Annotated in this window: 17 protein-coding genes; 6 read left to right on the top strand and 11 right to left on the bottom strand. The window is 56.1% G+C overall.

The window, feature by feature from the left end; translation table 11 throughout:
* Positions 1-83: 83 nt before the first annotated feature.
* Positions 84-470 carry a cytochrome b562 gene (gene cybC, locus CMQ96_RS17115; RefSeq protein WP_004128201.1) on the bottom strand — a complete coding sequence of 129 codons (387 nt, stop codon included), beginning with the start codon at positions 468-470 and terminating at the stop codon, positions 84-86.
* Between the two features lie 36 nt (positions 471-506).
* Complete coding sequence (gene pmbA / locus CMQ96_RS17110) at positions 507-1,859, bottom strand: metalloprotease PmbA (RefSeq protein WP_004128199.1); 1,353 nt, start codon at positions 1,857-1,859, stop codon at positions 507-509.
* A 94-nt stretch (positions 1,860-1,953) separates the two neighbouring features.
* Here pmbA and yjgA point away from each other — a divergent pair, with 94 nt between their 5' ends.
* The 4 genes from yjgA (at position 1,954) to CMQ96_RS17090 (ending at position 7,519) form a co-directional block, all read left to right on the top strand.
* Positions 1,954-2,505 (top strand): ribosome biogenesis factor YjgA, encoded by a 552-nt coding sequence (gene yjgA / locus CMQ96_RS17105; RefSeq protein ID WP_004098062.1) that lies wholly within the window; start codon positions 1,954-1,956, stop codon positions 2,503-2,505.
* A gap of 621 nt (positions 2,506-3,126) precedes the next feature.
* On the top strand, positions 3,127-4,638 hold the full coding sequence (locus CMQ96_RS17100; protein ID WP_064411407.1) for a CoA-acylating methylmalonate-semialdehyde dehydrogenase: 1,512 nt from the start codon (positions 3,127-3,129) through the stop codon (positions 4,636-4,638).
* Positions 4,639-4,840: 202 nt separating this feature from the next.
* Entirely contained in the window at positions 4,841-5,983 is a 1,143-nt protein-coding gene (locus tag CMQ96_RS17095; protein WP_098067046.1) for an iron-containing alcohol dehydrogenase, read from the top strand.
* A 327-nt stretch (positions 5,984-6,310) separates the two neighbouring features.
* Positions 6,311-7,519 carry an aldose 1-epimerase family protein gene (locus tag CMQ96_RS17090; RefSeq protein WP_024360280.1) on the top strand — a complete coding sequence of 403 codons (1,209 nt, stop codon included), beginning with the start codon at positions 6,311-6,313 and terminating at the stop codon, positions 7,517-7,519.
* Positions 7,520-7,681: 162 nt separating this feature from the next.
* Here the strand turns inward: CMQ96_RS17090 and CMQ96_RS17085 are convergent, their stop codons facing one another.
* On the bottom strand, positions 7,682-8,227 hold the full coding sequence (locus CMQ96_RS17085; RefSeq protein WP_004871030.1) for a GNAT family N-acetyltransferase: 546 nt from the start codon (positions 8,225-8,227) through the stop codon (positions 7,682-7,684).
* A gap of 64 nt (positions 8,228-8,291) precedes the next feature.
* Complete coding sequence (mpl, locus tag CMQ96_RS17080; protein ID WP_004871032.1) at positions 8,292-9,665, bottom strand: UDP-N-acetylmuramate:L-alanyl-gamma-D-glutamyl-meso-diaminopimelate ligase; 1,374 nt, start codon at positions 9,663-9,665, stop codon at positions 8,292-8,294.
* Between the two features lie 175 nt (positions 9,666-9,840).
* Between mpl and fbp the strand changes: the two genes are divergently transcribed.
* Entirely contained in the window at positions 9,841-10,839 is a 999-nt protein-coding gene (gene fbp / locus CMQ96_RS17075) for a class 1 fructose-bisphosphatase (protein WP_004098053.1), read from the top strand.
* A 44-nt stretch (positions 10,840-10,883) separates the two neighbouring features.
* Here the strand turns inward: fbp and yjfF are convergent, their stop codons facing one another.
* The 4 genes from yjfF to ytfQ form a co-directional block, all read right to left on the bottom strand.
* Complete coding sequence (gene yjfF / locus CMQ96_RS17070) at positions 10,884-11,870, bottom strand: galactofuranose ABC transporter, permease protein YjfF (RefSeq protein WP_098067045.1); 987 nt, start codon at positions 11,868-11,870, stop codon at positions 10,884-10,886.
* Positions 11,857-12,882, bottom strand: coding sequence for a galactofuranose ABC transporter, ATP-binding protein YtfT (gene ytfT / locus CMQ96_RS17065; RefSeq protein WP_049089953.1), 1,026 nt, complete (start codon positions 12,880-12,882; stop codon positions 11,857-11,859). The genes yjfF and ytfT overlap by 14 nt, the downstream gene beginning before the upstream one ends.
* 10 nt (positions 12,883-12,892) lie before the next feature.
* Entirely contained in the window at positions 12,893-14,395 is a 1,503-nt protein-coding gene (gene ytfR / locus CMQ96_RS17060) for a galactofuranose ABC transporter, ATP-binding protein YtfR (protein ID WP_004871040.1), read from the bottom strand.
* Positions 14,396-14,575: 180 nt separating this feature from the next.
* A complete protein-coding gene (ytfQ, locus tag CMQ96_RS17055) occupies positions 14,576-15,532 on the bottom strand; it encodes a galactofuranose ABC transporter, galactofuranose-binding protein YtfQ (RefSeq protein ID WP_004098043.1) in 957 nt (318 codons plus the stop codon).
* Positions 15,533-15,935: 403 nt separating this feature from the next.
* Between ytfQ and ppa the strand changes: the two genes are divergently transcribed.
* A complete protein-coding gene (gene ppa / locus CMQ96_RS17050) occupies positions 15,936-16,463 on the top strand; it encodes an inorganic diphosphatase (RefSeq protein WP_004098041.1) in 528 nt (175 codons plus the stop codon).
* 156 nt (positions 16,464-16,619) lie between these two features.
* Here the strand turns inward: ppa and CMQ96_RS17045 are convergent, their stop codons facing one another.
* The 3 genes from CMQ96_RS17045 to tamA are packed head-to-tail and all read right to left on the bottom strand — an operon-like array spanning position 16,620 to position 22,473.
* Complete coding sequence (locus CMQ96_RS17045) at positions 16,620-16,964, bottom strand: gamma-glutamylcyclotransferase (RefSeq protein WP_004871046.1); 345 nt, start codon at positions 16,962-16,964, stop codon at positions 16,620-16,622.
* Positions 16,965-16,966: 2 nt separating this feature from the next.
* A complete protein-coding gene (gene tamB, locus CMQ96_RS17040) occupies positions 16,967-20,743 on the bottom strand; it encodes an autotransporter assembly complex protein TamB (protein WP_049089952.1) in 3,777 nt (1,258 codons plus the stop codon).
* Positions 20,740-22,473 carry an autotransporter assembly complex protein TamA gene (gene tamA / locus CMQ96_RS17035; protein ID WP_024360275.1) on the bottom strand — a complete coding sequence of 578 codons (1,734 nt, stop codon included), beginning with the start codon at positions 22,471-22,473 and terminating at the stop codon, positions 20,740-20,742. Before tamA ends, tamB begins: the two co-directional genes overlap by 4 nt.
* Positions 22,474-22,602: the final 129 nt, after the last annotated feature.

Raw genomic sequence — 22,602 nt, 5'->3', positions numbered from 1 at the left:
GGGTTTGGGAGTATTTTTCAGTTTGCCATGCCGGGCGAGGCGTCAGCCGCCGCCCGGCAGAAATACCTAAAATCTAAAAACGATTAACGATACTTCTTGTGATAGGCGTTGCGGGTGGTTTTAAACTCTTCCGCGGCGGCCTGGGCCTCTTTAACTTTACCTTCATCGGCCAGCTTCAGCGCGCCGTCGATCTGGCCGATCAGCACATCAAAACCGTGACGATAGTCTTTCATTTCCGCGCTGTCCGCCGCTTTACCTTCCAGCTTCGGCGGCGTCTCTTTCTGGGCATCCACCGCCGCCGTACGCATCTTATTCAGCGCCGCTTTCAGCTCGCCGGCGTCGGAGGTTTTCTGCACCACTTGCAGGTTCTCGGCAAGGGTATCCATGTCTTCGCCCAGATCGGCGAAGGCCGATGCCGAACCGAGCGCAAAAGCCGATACGGCCAGCATCGCTAACAGTTTTTTACGCATTGCTCACTTCCTTTTTTATTATTTAGCACACAGGTTTTATTGCCCGGCGATTTTCATCTCCGGCAGCAGCACGGAACCGCACTGAATGTTGCTGCGCGTTTCGATATCGTCGCCGATGGTCACGATATTACGCCACATATCTTTCAGATTTCCTGCAATGGTTATCTCACTGACCGGATACTGAATTTCGCCATTCTCTACCCAGAAGCCGGATGCGCCGCGTGAGTAGTCGCCGGTGACGCCGCTTACACCCTGCCCCATCAGTTCCGTTACGACAAGACCGGTTCCCATCTCTTTAAGCAACTTTGCAAAACTGAGGCCGCGGCCGTTGATCCGCCAGTTGTGAATACCGCCCGCGTGGCCGGTGCTCTTCAGCCCCAGCTTGCGCGCCGAGTAATTGGTCAGCAGCCATTGGGTCAGCACGCCGTCTTTAATGATATCGCGGCGTTCCGTACGGACGCCTTCGCTATCAAACGGGGTGGAAGCCAGTCCTTTCAGCAGGTGCGGATGCTCTTCAATGGTCAGCCACTCCGGCAGGATCTGGCTACCCAGCGCATCAAGCAGGAAGGTGGATTTACGATAAACCGACCCGCCGGCGATCGCTCCGACCAGATGCCCGAACAGACCGGTAGCGACTTCGTTGGCGAAAATCACCGGCGCTTTCATCGTCGATAGCTTACGCGGGGCCAGGCGCGACAGGGTACGGCGGGCGCACTCCTCGCCAACCCACTCCGGCGATTGCAGATCGTCTATCGCCCGCCCGATGGTGTAAGCGTAATCGCGCTCCATATCGCCATTCTCTTCGGCAATCACGCAGCTGGAGAGCGAATGGCGGGTCGAACAGTAGCTCTGCAGCATACCGTGGCTGTTGCCGAAGACTTTAATGCCGTAGTGGCTGTTAAAGCTGCCGCCTTCAGTATTGCTGATGCGCTTATCGGCTTTCAGCGCCGCCTGTTCAGCGCGGGAGGCCAGCTCAATGGCTTCGTCCGGCGACACTTCCGCCGGATGGAACAGGTCAAGATCCGGGGCCTCAAAGGCCAGCAGCTCTTTATCCGCCACGCCCGCGCACGGGTCCGGCGAGGTGTAGCGGGCAATATCCAGCGCCGCCTGCACCGTGCGGGCGATAGCCTGCGGGCTAAGATCGGTCGAAGATGCGCTGCCTTTACGGTTTTGGTGATAAACGGTGATGCCCAGGGCGCCATCGCTATTGAATTCTACGTTCTCCACTTCGCCGTAGCGGGTACTAACGCCGATACCGGTAGTTTTGCTGACGGAGACTTCCGCGCCGTCGGATTTGCCTGCCGCCAGTTCCAGCGCCGTGGTCACGGCCTCTTCCAGCGTCTTACGCTGTTGTGCAACTTGAGAGATGACTTTCATCGCTAATGCCATAATGTAAGAAGGAGTTAACTGAAGTCTAACAGAGAACCGTTTTTCAGTGCGCGCCTTAACTGGTAACATTAGTCTCTTTTTTAAGGAGCCTGAGATGACAAAGCAGCCCGAAGACTGGCTCGACGACGTCCCTGGTGATGACGTCGAAGATGAAGACGATGAAATTATCTGGGTCAGTAAAAGTGAAATAAAGCGCGACGCCGAAGAACTGAAGCGTCTTGGCGCGGAAATGGTCGAGCTGGGTAAAAACGCGCTCGATAAAATCCCGCTGGATACCGACCTGCGCGACGCGATTGAACTCGCCCAGCGTATCAAGAAAGAAGGCCGCCGCCGCCAGATGCAGCTGATTGGTAAAATGCTGCGTAGCCGCGACGTCGAGCCGATTCGTCAGGCGCTGGACAAGCTGAAGAACCGCCACAACCAGCAGGTTGCGCTGTTCCATAAGCTTGAGCAGATCCGCGATCGTCTGATTGATAATGGTGATGATGCCGTGGCTGAAGTGCTGAACCTGTGGCCTGACGCCGATCGTCAGCAGCTGCGTTCGCTTATCCGCAACGCCAAAAAAGAGAAAGAAGGCAACAAGCCGCCGAAGTCCGCGCGTCTTATCTTCCAGTATCTGCGAGAACTGGCCGAAAGCGAAGGCTAATTCTGAACGACTCCCCCGGATTACGGCCCGTGCCCAATCCGGGCGACCCCCCCACCTCCTCTTACAAATCACATGGTCGATAGCCCGTCGCCGTTGTCATGGCTTTAAATCGGTTGTAATTTTTCATTTTAATTCCATTTGGCGTTTATATTTAACTTTTATTTCACAAAAAAGCCGTTCCATTCCTGCCTGGCTGGTCATTCCACCTTTCCTCTAACGCTGCCAGACAAATCCCAATGCATTAATCTCATTAACTTAAATAACAAAACCCGCCTTTATAACGCTGACTTTATCAGCAGTTTGCTTATCTTTGATCCATCTCTCAAAACGGTTTTGTTATTTCATACATCATTATAATGAAAAATTAATTTCATTAAGTCGTGAGAAACGAAACGGTGCGAGCGCGTATTTTGGCCAGTCAGTTCTGTTAATTAAAACCAAGCGTCTGCAGGCTTTCTTCAGGAGAAAGTCGACCAAATCTTCCGCGCCGCCGCAGGTGAATCGCCCGGTAATCATCAGGGATTCACTATTCACGAAAGTGGCTGACCCGGCGCTAAGCCGTTCGCCGCCGGTCAGAGCCAGATTTTTAGAGAGTCGACAGCTATCATCATGGAGAAAAATATGACTACTGTACCAAGGCTGAAATATTTCGTTGATGGTCAATGGCGCGTATCGCAGACCGAACACTATATGGACGTCTATAACCCAAGTACCGGGGAAGTGATGGCTCAGGCCCCCTGCTGCACCGAGCAAGAAGTGCTGGATGCCGTTGCCGCGGCGCGCAAAGCCTTTCCGGCGTGGTCAGATACGCCAGCCATTAAACGCTCGCAAATTATGTTCCGCGTTCGCGAATTATTAATCCAGCATCAGGACCGTTTAACCGAGCTGGTGGCAAAAGAAAACGGTAAAGCCTGGGGCGATGCCCAGGGCGATGTTTTAAAAGCGAAAGAAGGCACCGAGCTTGCCTGCTCGATTCCCACTCTCATGGCCGGCGAAAACCTGATGGACGCCTCTGCCGGGATCGACACCAACCTTTACCGTGAGCCAATTGGCGTGTTCGCCGGTATTGTGCCGTTTAACTTCCCGGCGATGATCCCGATGGGATGGATGGCGCCATTATGCGTCGCTTCCGGTAATACCATGGTGATAAAAGCGGCCAGTATGACGCCGATGACCTGTATGGAAATCACCAAGCTCTATCAGGAAGCAGGCGTGCCGGATGGGGTTATCAACGTGGTGACCTGCTCACGTAACGAAGCCGATATATTGCTAACCCATCCGGACGTCAACGGCGTCTCCTTCGTCGGCTCCACCTCCGTGGGCCTGCACGTTTACTCCAAAGCCGCCGCTCATGGCAAACGCGTTCAGGCGCTGTGCGAAGCGAAAAACCATGCCCTGGTGCTGGCCGATGCGCCGATTAACCGCACCGCAGCGGGGATTATCAACGCCGCGTTTGGCTGCGCGGGCGAACGCTGCATGGCGCTGCCGGTCGTCGTGGTGCAGGAAGAGATCGCCGATAAGCTGATTGCCGCCGTCGTCGAAAAAGCCAAACAGCTGAAAATCGGCCCCGGCTATCTGCGCGATACCGATATGGGTCCGGTGATTTCTAAAGACCATAAACGGTCGGTGATCGGCTGGATTAATAAAGGCATTGAGGAAGGGGCGAAGCTGGTGCTCGATGGTCGCGATATTAAGGTGCCGGGCCAGGAAAACGGCTTCTACGTCGGGCCGACCATACTGGATCGCGTAACCGAAGAGATGAGCGTCGGCACGCAGGAAATTTTCGGGCCGGTGCTGTGCTTTAAGCGGGTGAAAACCTTCGAAGAAGGTCTGCAATTAATGAACAATAACCCGTTTGCCAACGGCTCGGTTATTTTCACCCAAAGCGGCTACTACGCCCGTGAATTCCAGAAACGCACCCACGGCGGTATGGTCGGTATCAACGTCGGTATCCCGGTGCCGGTCGGCGTATTCCCGTTCTCTGGCCATAAGCAGTCCTTCTTCGGCGACCTGCACTGCCTGGGCAAAGACGGCGTACGTTTCTACACCGAATCAAAATGCGTGACCTCGCGCTGGTTTGATGAAGAGGAAGCGAAACGCGAAAAAGTCGACTCCTGGGACGGTACGATTTAATCGCCGCTTATTCTCCAGTTAATTCGAGTTGCCGCCATCACCTCCCTCCTGGAAATATGGCGGATAAAAGAAAAAGCTCCCTCCAGATATTGCTCCGGCAATATCTGGAGCATTAATTCGATTTTTTTACTCTGCACGTGTCGCTGAATCGAAAATGACGAATGCACACTAAAAAAATCCTTAATATTAAATGGAGTTTCCTATGACCCAGGCCTTCTCAATTCCTCGTAGTATTATTTACGGCGAAAACGCTTTAGAACATCTTTCCACGCTGAGCGGTAAAAAAGCCGCATTAGTCACCGGCGGAAGTTCAATGAAGCGTTTTGGCTTTCTGGATAAAGCCGTTAGTGAACTTAATAAAGCGGGGATGGAATGCATTATTATCGATAATGTCGAACCCAACCCATCCATTACAACCGTCTGGCGCGGCGCAAAAGAGATGCAGGCCTTTGAACCAGACTGGATAGTGGCGATTGGCGGCGGCTCCGCGCTTGATGCCGCCAAAGTCATGTGGTGTTTTTACGAGCATCCGCAGCTGAAGTTCGAAGATATTCTCCCGGTCGGCTCCATGCCAGCGCTGCGCAATAAAGCCCGGTTTGTAGCGATTCCTTCCACCAGCGGCAGCGCCTCTGAAATCACCGCGTTCTCGGTGATCACCGATACGGCAAATCATATTAAGCACCCGATTGTTGCCGCCGATCTGGTGCCGGATATTGCTATTCTCGACCCCACAATTCCGGCAAAAATGCCGCCGCACGTCACCGTTCACACCGGTATGGACGTTCTGACCCACGCGATTGAAGCCTATGTGTCCACCGCGGCCAACTCGTTTACCGATCCCTATGCGGTAGAAGCGATTCGGCTGGTGTTTAAGTATCTGGAAACCGCCTGGCGCTCGCCTGATGATATAAACGCCCGCATGCATATGCACAACGCCTCTGCGCTGGCGGGAATCGCCTTCACTAATGCTTCGCTGGGATTAGTCCACGCGATGGCGCATAAAATTGGCGGCGAGTTTGGTATTACCCACGGGCTGGCGAACGCGATTATGTTGCCTTATATCATTCGATATAACGCGAAGTTCACCAAAAAATATCGCCAGCTGGAAGCGGCTTTAGGCATCAATAACCTGAGTGATGCGATCAACGCGCTGAATCAACGTCTGGGCGTGCCGAAAACGCTAAGCCAGTGCGATGAAGTTGAAATCAATGAAGTGACCTTTATGAATGTTCTCGACAGAATGAGCCGCCATGCCGTCGACGATCCCTGCACCTTAACTAACCCTAACTATCCGTCCGTTCAGGATGTCAAAGGGCTCTATACCCAGGCATTCTACGGCGCTTAATCGCCTCCCCGCTGCGTTTTTCTTAAACGGTAAAGCAGAGTCAACCAGGGCCGCATAGGTAATTAAAACCCGGCGGCCTTATCGGTTCCACAGACGTCATCATATCCGTGGCCAACAATAGCTGAATCGTTAAAGCTTATTTCGCTTTAAATCACATATTTTTAGCAAACATTTTTATAATTGCCTAAAAAACGCGATTTAAATCTCATTTAAAAATATAAAAACGGCCATTTTCTCACCAGGTGAGACACTTCACATTTTCATAATCCACTTGCAACTAAATTCCCTCCATCAGCGACACAATCGATTCAGCAAAAGGAATAAAAAATGAAAAAAACATTAGCTTTAACCGTAATCGCTATGCTTGTTTCTGGGCCAGTAGTAGCAAAAACGTGGGTGCTGACAAGCGCTGAAAGCGGCATGGATAAAGGAAACTGGCAGATAACCAGCGATCAGCTGAAGATTAAAGATCATAATTTCAGCATTGAGCAAAAAGTCCTTCACGGCGGTAAACAAGAAGGCAGCAAAATCCTCGTCATCCACAGCAAAGACGGCCTGACAATTACCCTGAGCCCGACCCGCGGCATGAACCTGCTGAAAATCGAAGGGTTTGGTTCGCGAATGGGCTGGGACTCGCCGGTTAAAGAGGTAGTCAACCCGGCATTCATAAACCTCGAAAGCCGTAACGGGCTGGGCTGGCTGGAAGGGTTCAATGAGATGATGGTGCGCTGCGGCTATGAATGGACCGGCCACCCGGTAACCGCAGACGGTCAGATTTATACTCTGCACGGCAAAGTTGGCAACACGCCGGCCTCACAGGTGGAAGTGGAAGTCGCGGACGCCGCGCCGTATGAAATTCGCGTTCGCGGACTGGTGAAGGAGAGCACGTTTAAGAAAGCGGATCTGCAGACCATGACCGAGCTGCGCTATGTACCCGGCAGCAACAGCTTCAGCCTGCACGATGTCTTAACCAACCATGCCGACTATCCGCATGACTATCAAATTATCTATCACAGCAACTTTGGCAAGCCGATCCTCGAAGAGGGGGCCCGCTTCCTGGCGCCGATTTCAAGCATCAGCCCGTTCAATGACTACGCCAAGGCCGGCTTAAAAACCTGGCAAACCTACGCCGGTCCAACCAAAGGTTTCGATGAAATGGTGTTTAATATGCAGCCGCTGGCGGATGAAAATCATCAAACCCTGGCCGCCGTGGTCAACAAAGCCGGCGATAAAGGGGCATCGATTCAGTTTGATACCCGCCAGTTGCCGGTGCTGACGCTGTGGAAAAACACCGATACCGAGAAACAGGGCTACGTAACCGGTATTGAGCCGGGCACCAGCTACGCCTATCCGGTGACCATTGAGCGCGAGCAAAAACGCGTTAAGCAGCTTCAGCCTGGGGCAAGCACCCAGTTTGATCTGACCTATACGCTGCTGCACAGCAGCGAGCAGGTTGCCGACGTGGAGAAGAAAATCGCGGCCATTCAGGGCGATACCAAAGTCGCGGAAAACGAAACGCCTATCGCGAAGGAGTAGCGCTGTTTCCCGCAGGCGTTGCCGCGCACCTGTCCGGGCTACCGAACCGCAAACGGCAGTAACTCGTAGCCCCGGTAAGGCGTCAGCCGCCACCGGGGAATGGTTCAGAGGCCACGTTGGATATACTTTCCCGCAGGCGGCGCTTGAAGCGCCTTATCCGGGCTACAAAACCTTGACCGCACCAGCCCGATCCATGACCACCAAACGCAAATCCTGCGCAAAGCGCTGGTACTGCGCTTCATTAATCGGCTGCGGGTAGCTCAACACGATCAATTCATGATCGGCGATCCCCTGATGATAGCTCGGGTGGCGATGGGCCCAGGGATTCGCGCAAAAACCCATGGTGTCATAAAAGCGCAGGCGCTTATGGGCGATCTCGCTGGTCAGCGGATCGATTTCCAGAATGGTCAGCGGCGCGCGCTGAAGTATTTCAGCTAACAACCGCTTGCCGTAGCCGCGCGATCGTAACCTGTCGTCAACGGCCAGATGCTCAATATAGACATAGTCGGTAAACCGCCAGCAGCCGCTCAGGCCAATAAACAGGCCATCATCGAACCAGGCTTCCAGTTCATAATGCGGATTATCAAGCGCCTGCTGTTTAGCCTCGGCTTCACGCTGTTCATGCCACGGGAAGGCCCTGCCGTACAGCGCGTCAAGCGCGGGAAAATGCGCGGAATCGGTAGAGGTCACTCTTTGTGAAATCAACATGAACCATCCTGGTCACAAAAACCCTCCGCCCTCGCGCGGAGGGCGGATAAACGAGGAGCATAGCCTACTCGGCCGCCTCGGCTTTTTTCGCCAGCTTATCGAGCAGCTTCTGATGAATGCCGCCAAATCCGCCGTTGCTCATCACCAGAATGTGGTCGCCCGGATGGGCAGTTTTAACAATCATCTCCACCAGCGCATCGACATCGGCGCTCCAGTGCGCGGGCTGAACGCAGGCGTCAGCCACTTCAGCGACCTGCCACGGAATATGCTGCGGCTGCAGCAGGAAGACTTCGTCCGCGCGGCCAAGGGACGGCGCCAGGTCGTCTTTGCAGATACCCATTTTCATGGTGTTGGAACGAGGTTCAAGCACGGCAAGAATACGCGCGGTACCGCCAACCTTGCCGCGTAGCGCCTGCAGGGTCGCCAGAATCGCCGTCGGGTGGTGGGCAAAATCGTCGTACACGGTCACGCCGTTGGCTTCGCCGCGCAGCTCCAGACGCCGGCGGGCGTTAATAAAGCTGCCCAGCGCGTTAGCCGCATCGGCAGGCTGCACGCCGACATGACGGGCGGCGGCAATGGCCATCAAACCGTTATGCATATTATGTTCGCCAACCAGCGCCCACTTCACCTCGCCGACTTTCTCGCCGTCCAGCCACACTTCCCATGAGGAAGCATCTGTGGTGAGCTTTTTCGCCTGCCAGTGGCCCTGTTCGCCGACCAGCTCCTGCTCGCTCCAGCAGCCCATCGCCATCGTCTGTTTCAGATTGATGTCGTTCTCCGGCAGGATAATCTTGCCTTTGCCCGGCACAATGCGCACCAGATGATGGAACTGTTTCTGGATCGCTTTCAGATCGTCAAAGATGTCCGCGTGGTCAAACTCAAGGTTATTGAGAATCAACGTGCGCGGGCAGTAGTGAACAAACTTGGAGCGTTTATCGAAGAAAGCGCAGTCGTATTCATCGGCCTCAATCACGAAGAACGGGCTGTCGCCAAGGCGCGCGGAAACATCGAAGTTGCCCGGAACGCCGCCGATAACAAAGCCCGGCTTGTAGCCGCAGGCTTCGAGGATCCAGGTCGCCATGCCGGCTGTGGTGGTTTTCCCGTGCGTTCCGGCAACCGCCAGCACCCAGCGATCGCGCAGCACGAAATCGTGCAGCCACTGCGGTCCGGACATGTAAGGGATATTATTTTCCAGCACCGCTTCCACGCACGGGTTTCCGCGCGTCATCGCGTTACCGATAATCACCAGATCCGGCTGCGGATCCAGCTGGCTGGCATCATATCCTTGAATTAACTCAATTCCCTGATTTTCCAGCAGGGTACTCATTGGCGGATAGACGTTCGCATCCGACCCCGTTACCTCATGACCGAGGGAACGCGCCAGCATCGCCAGCCCCCCCATAAACGTGCCACAGATTCCTAAAATATGAATGCGCATTCGTCACTTCCTTCTCTTATCTGAAGCACAGTTTACCGGGATGTTGGGGGTGAAAGAAATGCATTTAAGGCGAATCCGTATTTTGCTGGCGCGATTCACCTGTGCGAACTTTTTTTATTCTTTGTTAAGATTGTTATGTTCGTTTTACTTCACATAAACATGCAGGGAACGGGTTATGAAAACGTTAGGTGAATTTATTGTCGAAAAGCAGCACGAGTTCTCTCACGCAACCGGCGAGCTTACTGCTTTGTTGTCGGCGATAAAGTTAGGCGCCAAGATCATCCACCGCGATATCAACAAGGCCGGTCTGGTCGATATCCTGGGTGCCAGCGGTGCTGAAAACGTTCAGGGCGAGGTGCAGCAAAAACTCGACCTGTTTGCCAATGAAAAGTTGAAAGCCGCACTGCGAGCACGCGATATTGTTGCCGGGATCGCCTCTGAAGAAGAAGATGAAATCGTCGTCTTTGAAGGATGTGAACACGCCAAATACGTGGTGCTGATGGATCCGCTGGATGGATCTTCTAACATCGACGTTAACGTCTCCGTTGGAACGATTTTCTCTATCTATCGCCGCGTCACGCCGGTGGGAACCCCCGTTACTGAAGAAGATTTCCTGCAACCGGGCAACCGACAGGTCGCCGCGGGCTATGTGGTTTACGGCTCCTCGACGATGCTGGTTTATACCACCGGCTGCGGCGTCCACGCCTTTACCTACGACCCGTCCCTTGGCGTCTTCTGCCTGTGCCAGGAGCGCATGCGCTTCCCGGAAAAGGGCAACACCTACTCGATTAACGAAGGTAACTACATCAAGTTCCCGATGGGTGTGAAGAAGTACATCAAGCATTGCCAGGAAGAAGATAAAGAGACCCAGCGCCCGTACACCTCGCGCTACATCGGCTCTCTGGTGGCGGATTTCCACCGCAACCTGCTAAAAGGCGGCATCTATCTCTACCCGAGCACCGCCAGCCACCCGGACGGTAAACTGCGCCTGCTGTACGAATGCAACCCGATGGCGTTCCTCGCGGAACAGGCGGGCGGTAAAGCCAGCGATGGTAAAGAGCGTATTCTGGATATCATTCCGGAAAGCCTGCACCAGCGCCGCTCTTTCTTCGTCGGCAACAACCATATGGTTGAAGACGTCGAGAACTTTATTAAAGAGTTCCCGGACGCGTAACGCGCCTCTTCCCCTCCCGCCGTACGGGAGGGGAAATTCTCCAATCAGTGTCCCACCCTTGTGACCGGCGAGCTCTGCCGATTCTCCCACAGCACCGTCAGGCCGCGCTGCAGCGCAATAAAGATAAACAGCAGAATACCGATGGCGATCTTGGTCCACCATGAACTGAGCGTACCATCGAAGTTGATATAGGTTTGAATCAGCCCCTGAATCCCTACGCCAAACAGCGTGCCGAGCACCGTCCCTACCCCACCGCTTAACAGCGTGCCGCCGATAACCACTGAAGCAATCGCGTCCAGCTCAACGCCGACGCCCGCCAGCGCATAGCCCGCCTGGGTATAGATGGAGAAGACGATCCCCGCCAGCGTCGCCAGTCCGGTGGAGAGCATATAGATACGGATCGTCGTGCTCCGCGTGGAGATCCCCATCAGGTTCGCCGACGTCGCGTTGCCGCCGATGGCGTAAACCTGATTGCCAAAGCGGGTGCGGTGGGCCATAAAAATTCCGCCGATCACCACCAGCAGCATCAGCAGCCCCATCGCGCTCAGACGCCCGCCCCCGGGGATGGTCCATGCCAGTCCGGAAAGGGCGTCATAGACCGGATGATTAATGGGAATCGACTCTTCCGAGACCAGGTAGCTGACGCCGCGCAGGAAAAACATCCCGGCGAGGGTGATGATAAACGCCGGGATCTTCAGCGCATCAATAAGCAGGCCCATAAACGCGCCAAAGGCGCAGCCCATCACCAGCACCAGCGGAAACGCCACCAGCGGCGAAATCCCCCAGAAACCGATCGCTTTAGCGAGAAAGACCCCGGTAAAGGCGATCACCGACCCGACCGACAGATCGATCCCGCCGGAGAGGATCACAAAGGTCATACCGACGGCGATGATCCCGAGAAAGGCATTGTCGGTCAGGATATTGCAGAGCACCCGCGTCGAGGCAAAGCCGGGAAACTGGGTCAGGCAGTAAAGGTATCCCAGTACGAAGACCGCGAGGGTAATCATTAACGGTAAATTACGTTTTATCATGGCCGCGCATCCCCTTCAGTATGCTGATAAAGCGCGGCGACTGGACGATCAGTACGCACAGCACCACCACCGCTTTGACTACCTGATTAAGCTCCGGCGGGAAGCCTGACAGCAGGATCCCGGTATTCATGCCCTGGATAATCAGCGCCCCGACGACCGAGAGCAGCAGGTTAAAGCGCCCGCCCATCAGCGAGCCGCCGCCGATAACCACCGCCAGGATGGCGTCCAGCTCCAGCCACAGCCCGGCGTTATTGGCATCCGCGCCGCGAATATCCGCCGCAACGATAATCCCGGCGATTGCCGCGCAAACGCCGCTGAGTACGTAGGCCAACATCACGACGACGCGGGTATTTACCCCGGCGTTTTTCGCCGCGCGAATGTTAATCCCCACCGCTTCGATAAACATTCCCAGCGCGGTTTTGCGGGTAAACAGCCAGAACAGCGCCAGCGTGACGATGGCGATAATCACCGGCGTCGGGAACAGCAGCAGCGACCCGCTACCCAGCCACGCCAGATGCGGTGAGTCAAAGGTCACGATCTGCCCGGAGGTGATCAGCTGCGCCACTCCGCGCCCGGCGACCATCAGGATCAGCGTGGCGACGAACGGCTGGATCTTCAGCACCGCCACCAGGATCCCGTTCCACAGACCGGCCAGCGCGCCGGCCCCCAGCGATGCCAGCAGCACAATCGGCAGGCTGTGCCCTGCCACGGTCATCGACGCTGCCGTTGCGCCGGCAATCGCCATCACCGCCCCGACGGAGAGGTCAATCCCGCCGGTGGCGATAACCAGCGTCATGCCAATCGCCAGCAGCGCCACCGGGGCGGCGCGGTTTAAAATGTCTATCGGGCTGCCGAACAGCCGCCCGTCCTGGAGCACGACCTGATAAAAATGCGGCGCGACCAGGCTGTCAACCACCAGCACCAGCAGCAGCGCAATAATTTGCGGCATCCCTTTTGGCCAGTTAAAGCGCCGTTTCGGCTGGCCGCTTTTCGGAACAGATTGAGGCATCATCGGTTACTCCTTATGCCGCAATAGCGTTCATGATCGCCGGTACGGAGAGCTCGCTCAGCGCCAGCTCCGCCACCTGCTGGCGATCGCGCATGATAATCACCCGATCGGCGTAACCCACCAGCTCTTCCAGCTCTGAAGAGATGACCAGCAGCGCCAGGCCATCGGCGCACAGGGTTTCGATCAGGCGGATGATTTCGGCGTGGGCGCCAACGTCAATACCGCGGGTCGGTTCATCGAGGATCAGGAACTGCGGCTTCGTCAGCAGCCAGCGGGAGAGCAGCACCTTCTGCTGATTACCGCCGGAGAGAAATTCGATCGGCTGTTCAGCGCTGGGGGTACGAATACCGAGTTGACGAATAAAACGTTCGGCAATCTCATTTTGTTCGCGGCGACTAATCGGCCGCAGCCAGCCGCGCTGCGCCTGTAGCGCGAGAACGATATTTTCCCGCACCGAGGCGGCGGCGATTATGCCGTCGGTTTTACGATCTTCCGGACAGAAGCCGATCCCGAGGCACGATGCCTGATGCGGCGAGCGCAGGGTTTGCGGCTTGCCTTTGATCCACGCTTTGCCGCTGTCGGCGGGTTTAATGCCGAAAATGACTTCCGCGGTTTCCGTGCGTCCTGAGCCTAACAGTCCTGCCAGACCGACGATTTCACCGGGACGGACCTGCAGATTAAACGGTGCAATAGTGCCTTTTTTGCCAAAATCTTCGAAGGCGGCCACCGGCTTATCGCTCAGCAGGGTGCGGCCCGCGCGCTGCAGGGCGTTATGCTCCAGCTCGCGGCCCAGCATCATTTTCACCAGTTCAATTTGCGGCAGCTCGCGGGTTTCCCGGCAGCCGACAAAACCGCCGTTACGCAGAACGGTGATGCGGTCGCTGACGGCGTAAACCTGGTCGAGGAAGTGGGTGACGAAAATCAGGCTGACGCCGCTATCGCGCAGTTGGCGCATCAGGGTGAAGAGCATTTCCACCTCCTGGGTATCCAGGCTGGCGGTCGGTTCATCAAGAATTAACACTTTTGCTGACAGGTCAATTGCCCGGCAGATCGCGACAATCTGCTGCATGGCGACCGAAAAGCGGTTCAGCGGTTCACGGACATCGAGAGAAAAACCGTAGGACGCCATCAGCGCGGTGGCGCGTTTTTCCATCTCTTTGCGCTGCAGGAGGCCAAAGCGCCGGGGCTCGCGGCCAATAAACAGATTATCCGCCACCGACATGTTAGGCAGCAGGTTCACTTCCTGATAGACGGTGCCGATCCCCAACTGCTGGGCGTGGGCGGTATTTTTTGGCGAGATTTCCCGGCCTTCCAGCCAGATTGCCCCGCGGTCGGCGTGGTAGACGCCGGTAAGCGCTTTAATCAGGGTGGATTTACCCGCGCCGTTTTCGCCTAACAGAGCCATGATTTCGCCCCGGCGCAGGCTGAAATTAACGTTATCCAGCGCCTTCACGCCGGGGAAAAATTTGCTTAGCCCTTCAGTACGAAGGATTTCCTGATGTTGTTCGCCGTTCATGCTCTCCCCTCACCTTAACCCTCTCCCCGGCAGGGAGAGGGAGCTCAGCCGCGCTTTAGCGACCGGGAAAATCCCGGAGGCGGCGCTGCGCGCCTGTCCGGGCTACTCAATCCGCAGACGGCGATGAACCTGTCGCCCGGAGCGCATAGCGCCACCGGGAGCGTGCCTGTTTTTCGCTACTTAGTAGCCCATATTTTTCTTCTTCTCTAACTCTTCTTTCGCCGTATCCGGCAGATAAAGGGTCGATTTGGTGATGGTGACTTTTTCAGGCAGGGTGCCGTCTTTTTTGTATTTCTCCAGCGCATCGAACGCCGGGCCGGCCATATTCGGCGTCAGCTCAACGCTGGCGTTAGCCTCGCCGGCCATCATCGCTTTATAGATATCCGGCACCCCGTCGATAGAGCCGGTGAGGATATCTTTGCCCGGCTTCAGCCCGGCCTCTTTAATCGCCTGAATGGCGCCAATCACCATGTCGTCGTTATGGGCGTAAACCATGCAGATGTTCTTGCCGTTGTTCTCCGCTTTGATAAAGCTCTCCATCACTTCTTTACCCTTACTGCGGGTAAAGTCGCCGGACTGGGAGCGGATAATCTTGATATTGGAGGCTTTAGAAATGGCTTCAGCGAAGCCTTTCTTGCGGTCAATCGCCACGCTGGCCCCCACGGTGCCCTGCAGTTCAACAACGTTACACGGCTTGCCGTCGACGGTTTTCACCAGCCACTCACCGATCAGTTGGCCTTCCAGCACGTTGTTCGCGGTAACGGTGGTCATATAGAGATCTTTGTCTTTGACATCAATTGAGCGGTCGAGCAGGAATACCGGGATTTTGGCTTCTTTCGCTTCCTTCAGTACCGGCTCCCAGCCGGTCGCCACTACCGGAGCGATGAAGATGGCATCGACGCCCTGAGCGATGAAGGAGCGTACGGCTTTAATCTGGTTTTCCTGTTTTTGTTGGGCGTCGGCAATCTTCAGAGTGATGCCGCGCTTCGCGGCCTCTTCCTTCGCGACGTTGGTTTCGGCCGCACGCCAGCCGGATTCAGAACCGACCTGCGAAAAACCTACGGTAAGAGGGGCAGCCATGACCATAGACGACATAGCTGCGGAAACTGCTGTGACAAGAAGTAAGCGCTTCCACATAAGAGGATCCTCGTAGGGTTATTGTTGGTTAAAGCCTCACCTGCGAACAAACTATAGACAATCGGAGATGTAACTGAATGCGTTACATCACACTTCAAAAAAGTTAATTAGATGTTAATCGATACGCTTTTCAGCAGCGGAGAGCCGGTGAGGCTTCGCGACCCGCGCGAGCTTCGCCGTTTATGACGAAATTTTTCACGCTTTGAGATATCAAGCATATGCAATGAAAACGGTTACATAAATTTATTCAGTATGCGGCTATGTTTATGGATTTTCAGGCTGTATAGCGGGGAAAAATTCAGACTCCCCCCACCCGTTCTGGAGAAAAAGAAGCGAAGACATTCGATGCGAGTTGGCTATAATACCGGGCACTTGTTTGCCATACATTTTAAAGGAAACAGACATGAGCTTACTCAACGTACCTGCGGGCAAAGATCTGCCGGAAGACATCTACGTCGTGATCGAGATCCCGGCGAACGCAGATCCTATTAAATACGAAGTCGACAAAGAGAGCGGTGCACTGTTCGTTGACCGTTTCATGTCCACGGCGATGTTCTATCCGTGCAACTACGGCTACATCAACCACACTCTCTCCCTGGACGGCGACCCGGTTGACGTTCTGGTCCCGACGCCGTACCCGCTGGAGCCAGGTTCAGTCATCCGCTGCCGTCCGGTCGGCGTACTGAAAATGACCGACGAATCCGGTGAAGATGCGAAGCTGGTTGCGGTACCGCACACCAAGCTGAGCAAAGAGTACGATCACATCAAAGATGTGAACGACCTGCCGGAACTGCTGAAAGCGCAGATCACCCACTTCTTCGAGCATTATAAAGACCTCGAAGCGGGCAAATGGGTTAAGGTTGACGGCTGGGACAACGCCGAAGCGGCGAAAGCTGAAATCGTGGCTTCCTTCGAGCGCGCTAAGAAGTAATTCTGCCGCACTCAGGTTAGCGAAAACACCGCCTCCGGGCGGTGTTTTTATTTGGGATATTGAGCCATTTCCCGGTTAGCGACTAACGCGCCTTGGCGGGGCGACAAAAGTTACCCCCGCAAAAAACAACGCCACCCGAAGGTGGCGTTATCGTTATTAATACTGGTCTTTGTCCAACCAGTTGCCGCTTTCTATCCGCGTGAAGCCCTCAACGGGGCGCTGATAGACATACATCCAGGCGCTACCGTAGGGCGTCTGGATCAGGTGACGAGCATACTCGCCGCCTTTGGTACGCAGCGCATCCAATTCAGCCAGCGTCGATGCGTCAATACGATAGACTTCACCATGTACCGTGCCATCGCCGGGCACCGCGCCTGGATAGTGGCCCAGGCTGTACAGTTGATAATCATTGACACTATGATCGCCCAGCCACTGAGCGTTGGTCATCCAGTGGCTGTTGCCTTGTTTGCGTCGTAAACTGCCGTAAACAAATATTCGCATTGCTAAAACTCAAACTGATAGAGCAAATCGAGAGCCTGGTCTACACCAGACACGGCTTCCATATATAGCTTAGGCATCAGGCGATAACGTAACGTCAACGTCGCCAGGGAATCAAAGATCCCTACCCCATATTTTACCTGCAGACCGGGCAGCACATAGCCGCTGACCACCACCTGGGAGGAGTCGCCCACTCCCTCGGTATCCAGCGCCAGATTGCTTACGCCAAACGTCTCGCCGATTTTACCCACAACCTGACCACTTTGTGCAACCCCCATACCAATAAGCATGGAGGTCATTGCCGCACTATCGCTCTGTCCGCTGCCTAAACCCTGCCCGCGGAGCAGGTAAGAGAGCGCTTCCTGCTGCGACATCGCCGGATCGGAGAAAATCTCCGCTTTCGGCTGATCGGCCGAGCCGGTCACGCGAACGCCGGCGATAACGTCGTCCTCGGTGGCGTCCGGGTTACGAATGGCTTCGATATTCAGCAGCGGCTGATCCGGCGGACCGGAGAACAGCAGCTCGCCTTTACGCACGATCAGATCCTGGCCGTAGGCATGGAAGCGGCCTTCCGGGATGTTGATCTGCCCGTTCAGTCCCAGCCCCTGTTTATCCTGCGCCACTTTCAAATCGCCGGTCAGACGCGCTTTCAGACCGAAGGCATCGAGACGAACGTTGTTGCCTACGTGAATCGTCAGGTTGCTGTTGATAGGGATACCGGCGCTCTGCTGCTTAATCGGCTGCAGATTTTTATCCAGCATCACTTCGTCAGATGAGACCCCAACGGCGCTTTCCGGCACTTCGTTGACCACGATACGCGCCCAGGGCACATCAACGCTGCCATCCAGGTTAAACAGGCTTGGCGTGGCGGTAAACACCACGTCCGGCGAGACATCCAGGCGCACCATCGGCGGCACGGTTATCCGTACCCGGCTGCCCTTCGCCGCAATCTGCGCGCGCCAGTTGTCAATCTGCGTCCAGTCGGCGTTGCCGCTAAGCGCGATGTGGCCCTGGCTGGTATTCACCGTTCCCTGTAGGGTCGAGCGGGTACCGGTGAAATTCATCGCCAGCTGGCTCGGCTGCATATCGAACGGCATAAAGTTACCGTCAATATCAACGCCATTCAGCTGCATCTGACCGAACAGCTGCGGACTCTGAAGGTTGCCGCCAAGCGTCAGGCGCGCATTCAGTCTCCCTTCCGCCTTTTCGCCGCGCGAGAAGATAGGGTTAATCATCGCCAGCGAGAAGTTGTTGATATTGACGTTGCCGCCCAGATTGCGTCGGCCCTGCGGATCGGTGACCTGCACCTGCCCGTCCAGCTGACCATTGTTGGTCAGGCGAATCAGCCAGCCCAGTTGGGCGCGATTATTATGCAGATCGGCGGTGAGGTTGAGAGTATCGAAAGCCACCGGCAGCGGCGCGTCGTTGACCGTCTGAGTGACCTTCACGTTACGCCCGTTCAGCGTCACTTTGCCCTGCGGCAGCCCCTCTTTGGTGGTGTCCCAACTCACATCGGCATTGCCGCTAAACACGCCGCTGGCCTGGGTCGCTTCCGGCATAAACGGCTTCAGCATCGCGAGGTCGAAACGGTTGAGGTTCACCACCGCGCGCCCGCTTGCCCCGGCGTCGATGGTCTGCGGTACGCACAGCTCGGCGTTCGGGTTAGTCCAGCAGTGCGGCCCGATGCTGATTTTCTGTTCGAGGTTACGGTAATCCAGCGCGATATTGCGCGTCAGCGCCACCGGCCCCACCGGGGTCTGGAAACGGGTATTGCTCAGCGTGCCTCTCCAGCGCTCCGCTTTGCGGTCAAAGCTCCCCGCCAGCGACAGCTGCCCGGAGACCGGATCGCCCTGCACCCGCAGCTGCAGGTCGTGCTGCTTCTCGTTGCCCTTCGCATTGAGCTGCACCAGGCTGATATTAACGCCCGGCTGGCTGATACGGTCCACGCGCACGTCGAGGCTACCGCCAATCTGGTCGGTTGACTTCACATCGCCCTTCACGTTCACCTGGGCCACCGACAGCTCCTGCCAGCGCAGCGCCCGGGCGGTGATGTCCGCCAGCAGCTGCGGCGCGTCGACGGTGCCGCGAACTTTCACCAGCCCCTTCGCCGTCCCGCCCAGCCCCGGCAGGGCGTTGTCGAGATGCGGCGCGTCAATGGTGGCGTCAAGGTTAAGATCTTTGACCCCCAGCTCGCCTTTCACGTCAGCGCTGTTGGGGCCTAACGCCAGATGCAGACCGGGGATTTTCCACTGCATATAGCTGTTGCCCTGCAGCGACCCGCTCACATCGACTTTATTTTGCTTCACGTTACCGGTGATTTTCAGCTCCGGTACCGACATCTGCCAGCTGCCGCCGTACAGGCTGCCCTGGGTCTTAATCAGGCCGTTGAGCTTCGACGGCCAGTCCGGCACCTCTTTAGCGGTGTTGATACCGTTAAGCGTCAGTTCGCCGCGCCAGCTGATCGCCTGCTGCCAGTCGAGCAGCGCCTTCAGTTCGGTTTTCCCTTCGAGAGCGGCGACGGTCAGCTTATCAAGATTGACCTGCTGCTCGTTGCCCTTGGCGTCGAGGTTAATCTTCGCCGGCGGCAGCGACTGCCCTTTGACCGCGGTGCTGAAAGTCAGGGTGTAGTCGGTCATCTTGCCGTTAAATTTCAGCAGGAGATCGTCAGCCTGATACGCTTTCTCGCCGGTGAACGGCCAGTAAAGCTGCTTGCTTTTAATCTCCATATCCAGCGGCAGCCCCGCCTCCGCCAGCTGCGTTTCGGCGCGTAGGGTCATCGCCACGGGACCGTTTAAATCCACGCCGAGCGTAAGCTTCTTACGGACTTCACCGCCCACTTTCAGCTGCACTTTCTCGCCCTTCAGGGGATCAATATTCAGCGTACTGTTGAGGGTAATATCGACCGGCCAGTTATCCTGCAGCTGGGCGTTGCCGGAAGCCGTGACTTTGCCCTGGTCGGAGTCCACGTCCAGTGCGTCCAGCTTCATCTGCCCATCAATGCTGCTGACTTTGAGCAGCAGATTATAGATGGTGATATCGGTATCGCCGGTGAGACGCAGCTGCTCGCCGCGGAAGGCCTGAATATTGAGATTCAACGGCAGATGGACGTCGGTCATTTCCGGCAGCACCGGCGTCGAGAACAGATCTTTCATCGTCTCGCCGAGCGGCTTTTCTTCCGGCTGCGGATTGTCAATTTTCGGCTCGACCACCTGCTCCTGGGCCACCTTCGCCACCTTCGGCAGCGCGATGAGCAACCCCTGCAGGGAGGTCGGCGTCAGGGTCAGGTTTTTCTCCTGCCAGTTCAGACCGCTGGTAAAGTCGCGCAGCGAGACGGCGGTATCGTCAATTTTTACGTTGACGTTATGCAGCGCCACCCGGCTCAGGGTGATGGGATAAGGCGTGGAGAGATTCAGCGGGCCGCTATCTTCTTCTTCAACCGGCGCCGCCGGCGGCATCTTGCTGGTATCGATCGCCACATAGATATCGCGCAGAGAAAGATCGTTGACGCACAGGCTGCTGTCCCACAGGCAGCGCAGCTTGAGGCCGAGGTGGAACTGGCCAGCGGTGACCGCCACGCCCGGCTGCTCAAAGCGCACGTTCTCCAGCGTCAAATCGCGCCAGCCGCCGGTCGCTTTGCCGATCTCCAGCCCCGGAACCCAGCGGTCGGCGGCTTTGATCACCAGATGCAGGCCGGTGGTGGTCCCCACCAGGAATCCTACCGTCCCCAGCAGCAGCACAAGAAAAATCAGTACGCCGAGGCTTATCTTCTTCCATAAACTCATAATTCAGGCCCCAGACCGATATAAAACTGTAAACCGTGCTCTTCTTTGTCGCCGATCGGTCTGGCGATATCCAGCTTGATTGGTCCGACCGGAGACTGCCAGCGCACGCCGAGGCCGGCGCCGGTTTTAAAGTTGCTCTCGCGGATATCGCTCACCGCTTCGCCGCTATCGACAAACACCGCGCCCCACCATTTGCCGCTCACGTTGTACTGATACTCCAGCGAGCCGGTGGCCAGTTTCGAGGCCCCCATCAGCTTGCCGTCATCATCTTTTGGCGAGATAGATTTGTATTTATACCCGCGAATGCTACGGTCGCCACCGGCGAAGAAACGCAGATCCGGCGGGACCTTGCTGAAGTTATCGGCCTCAATCCAGCCAAGATTGCCGCGCACCACGAAGCGGTGGCGGTCATACAGGGTGCGGATCCAGACGTCCTGCGCCTGCATCACGATAAAGTTGATGTCCGAGCCCCACATGGTGTTGGAGTAGTCCACCGAATAGCGCTGCGAATCGCCCCAGGTCGGCATCAGGCCGCCGCGCGAGCGGGTACGGTTCACCGACACGCCGGGGTAGATCAGCATGGTGGTGTTAGTGACGTTGGCCTGGGTAAAGTGGTCGAGGCTCCAGCGCAGGTTCAGCGCGCGCTGCCAGCCGCTCGACATCTCCCAAAAACGTGATACCCCGAGGGTCGTAGAGTCGGCTTTGGTATCGTTAAGATCGGTACGCTTAAAGCCGCCCTGCATCAGGTAGTACTGCTCCAGCGGGCTTTTTAACAACGGCACCTTATAGCTGAAATCAAGCTGCTGTTCCGGGGCGGAAAGGCTGAGGCTGGAGGTCAGGCTGTGGCCGTAGGAGTTCATCCACGGCTTTCTCCAGGTGCCTTTGACGCGCGGCCCGACGTCGGTTGAGTAGCCGACCCCGGTTTCAACGGTATTCTCTTTACGCGGAGAGACCACACCCTGCAAAGGCAGAATTTTGGTCTGGCGGGATTTTTCAAACTGCGGCGCCACCACGACGGAGCTAAACCAGCCGGTTGCCGCCAGGCGGCGGTTCAGTTCGGCGAGATCCTGGGAGGTGTAGTAGTCGCCCTGCTTAAACGGCACCAGGTTTTGCAGATATTCGTCGCGAATTTGCGAGCCTTCAAAAGTGACCGGGCCAAAGCGGTAGCGCTCGCCGCTGTTGTAGTCGATATCCCAGAAGGCCTGATGCCGGTCGAGAGAGACGCCGAGCTGGCTTTTATTAAATTCGCTATCAAAATAGCCTTTACGTAGCGCAACGCGGGTCAGGGAGCTTTTGAAGCCATCATAGTCGCTGTGGTTCAGCACGGTGCCGATCGCCGGGCGCGTTTTTAACAAATCCAGATAGTCGCGATCGGTTCGGGCGCCGCCGCGTAAAATCACTTCGGTGCCGCCAATACGCACCGGCTCGCCGGGCGTGACTTTGGCGATCAGGACCTGGCGGCCCCTCGCCGGCGGCGGACGTAAATCAAAATCGATCGTCGGTTCGTAGTAGCCGAGCGCTTTCAGGCCTTCGCGGATAGCATCATCAACGCGCGCGCGAAAGCGCCGGTCCGGCGTGACTTCATCGCTCTGGATCGTAGATAGTTGGGCGCGGACGTTTTTTTCCAGTTCCCCGGATAACCCCTCAACCTGCAAACGCACGCTCGCTGCGCTGGCGACCCCGCTGACCAGCAAAAGGCTGGTGATACATAACTGGCGGATTTGTAGCACGTTTTCTCCTGAATATCCTTGTTTCCCCCCGAAGGAAACGAAAGCGCCGCTCCACGGCTTAACAAAACCCTAACAATCAAGGGTTGAAAAATAGACGTTATCCCAAATAATTCTTATGTTTAAATCTAG

This window comes from Klebsiella sp. MBT K-1, assembly GCF_002556465.1.
GTDB lineage: Bacteria > Pseudomonadota > Gammaproteobacteria > Enterobacterales > Enterobacteriaceae > Klebsiella > Klebsiella grimontii.
This window is presented reverse-complemented; position numbering and strand designations above follow the sequence as displayed.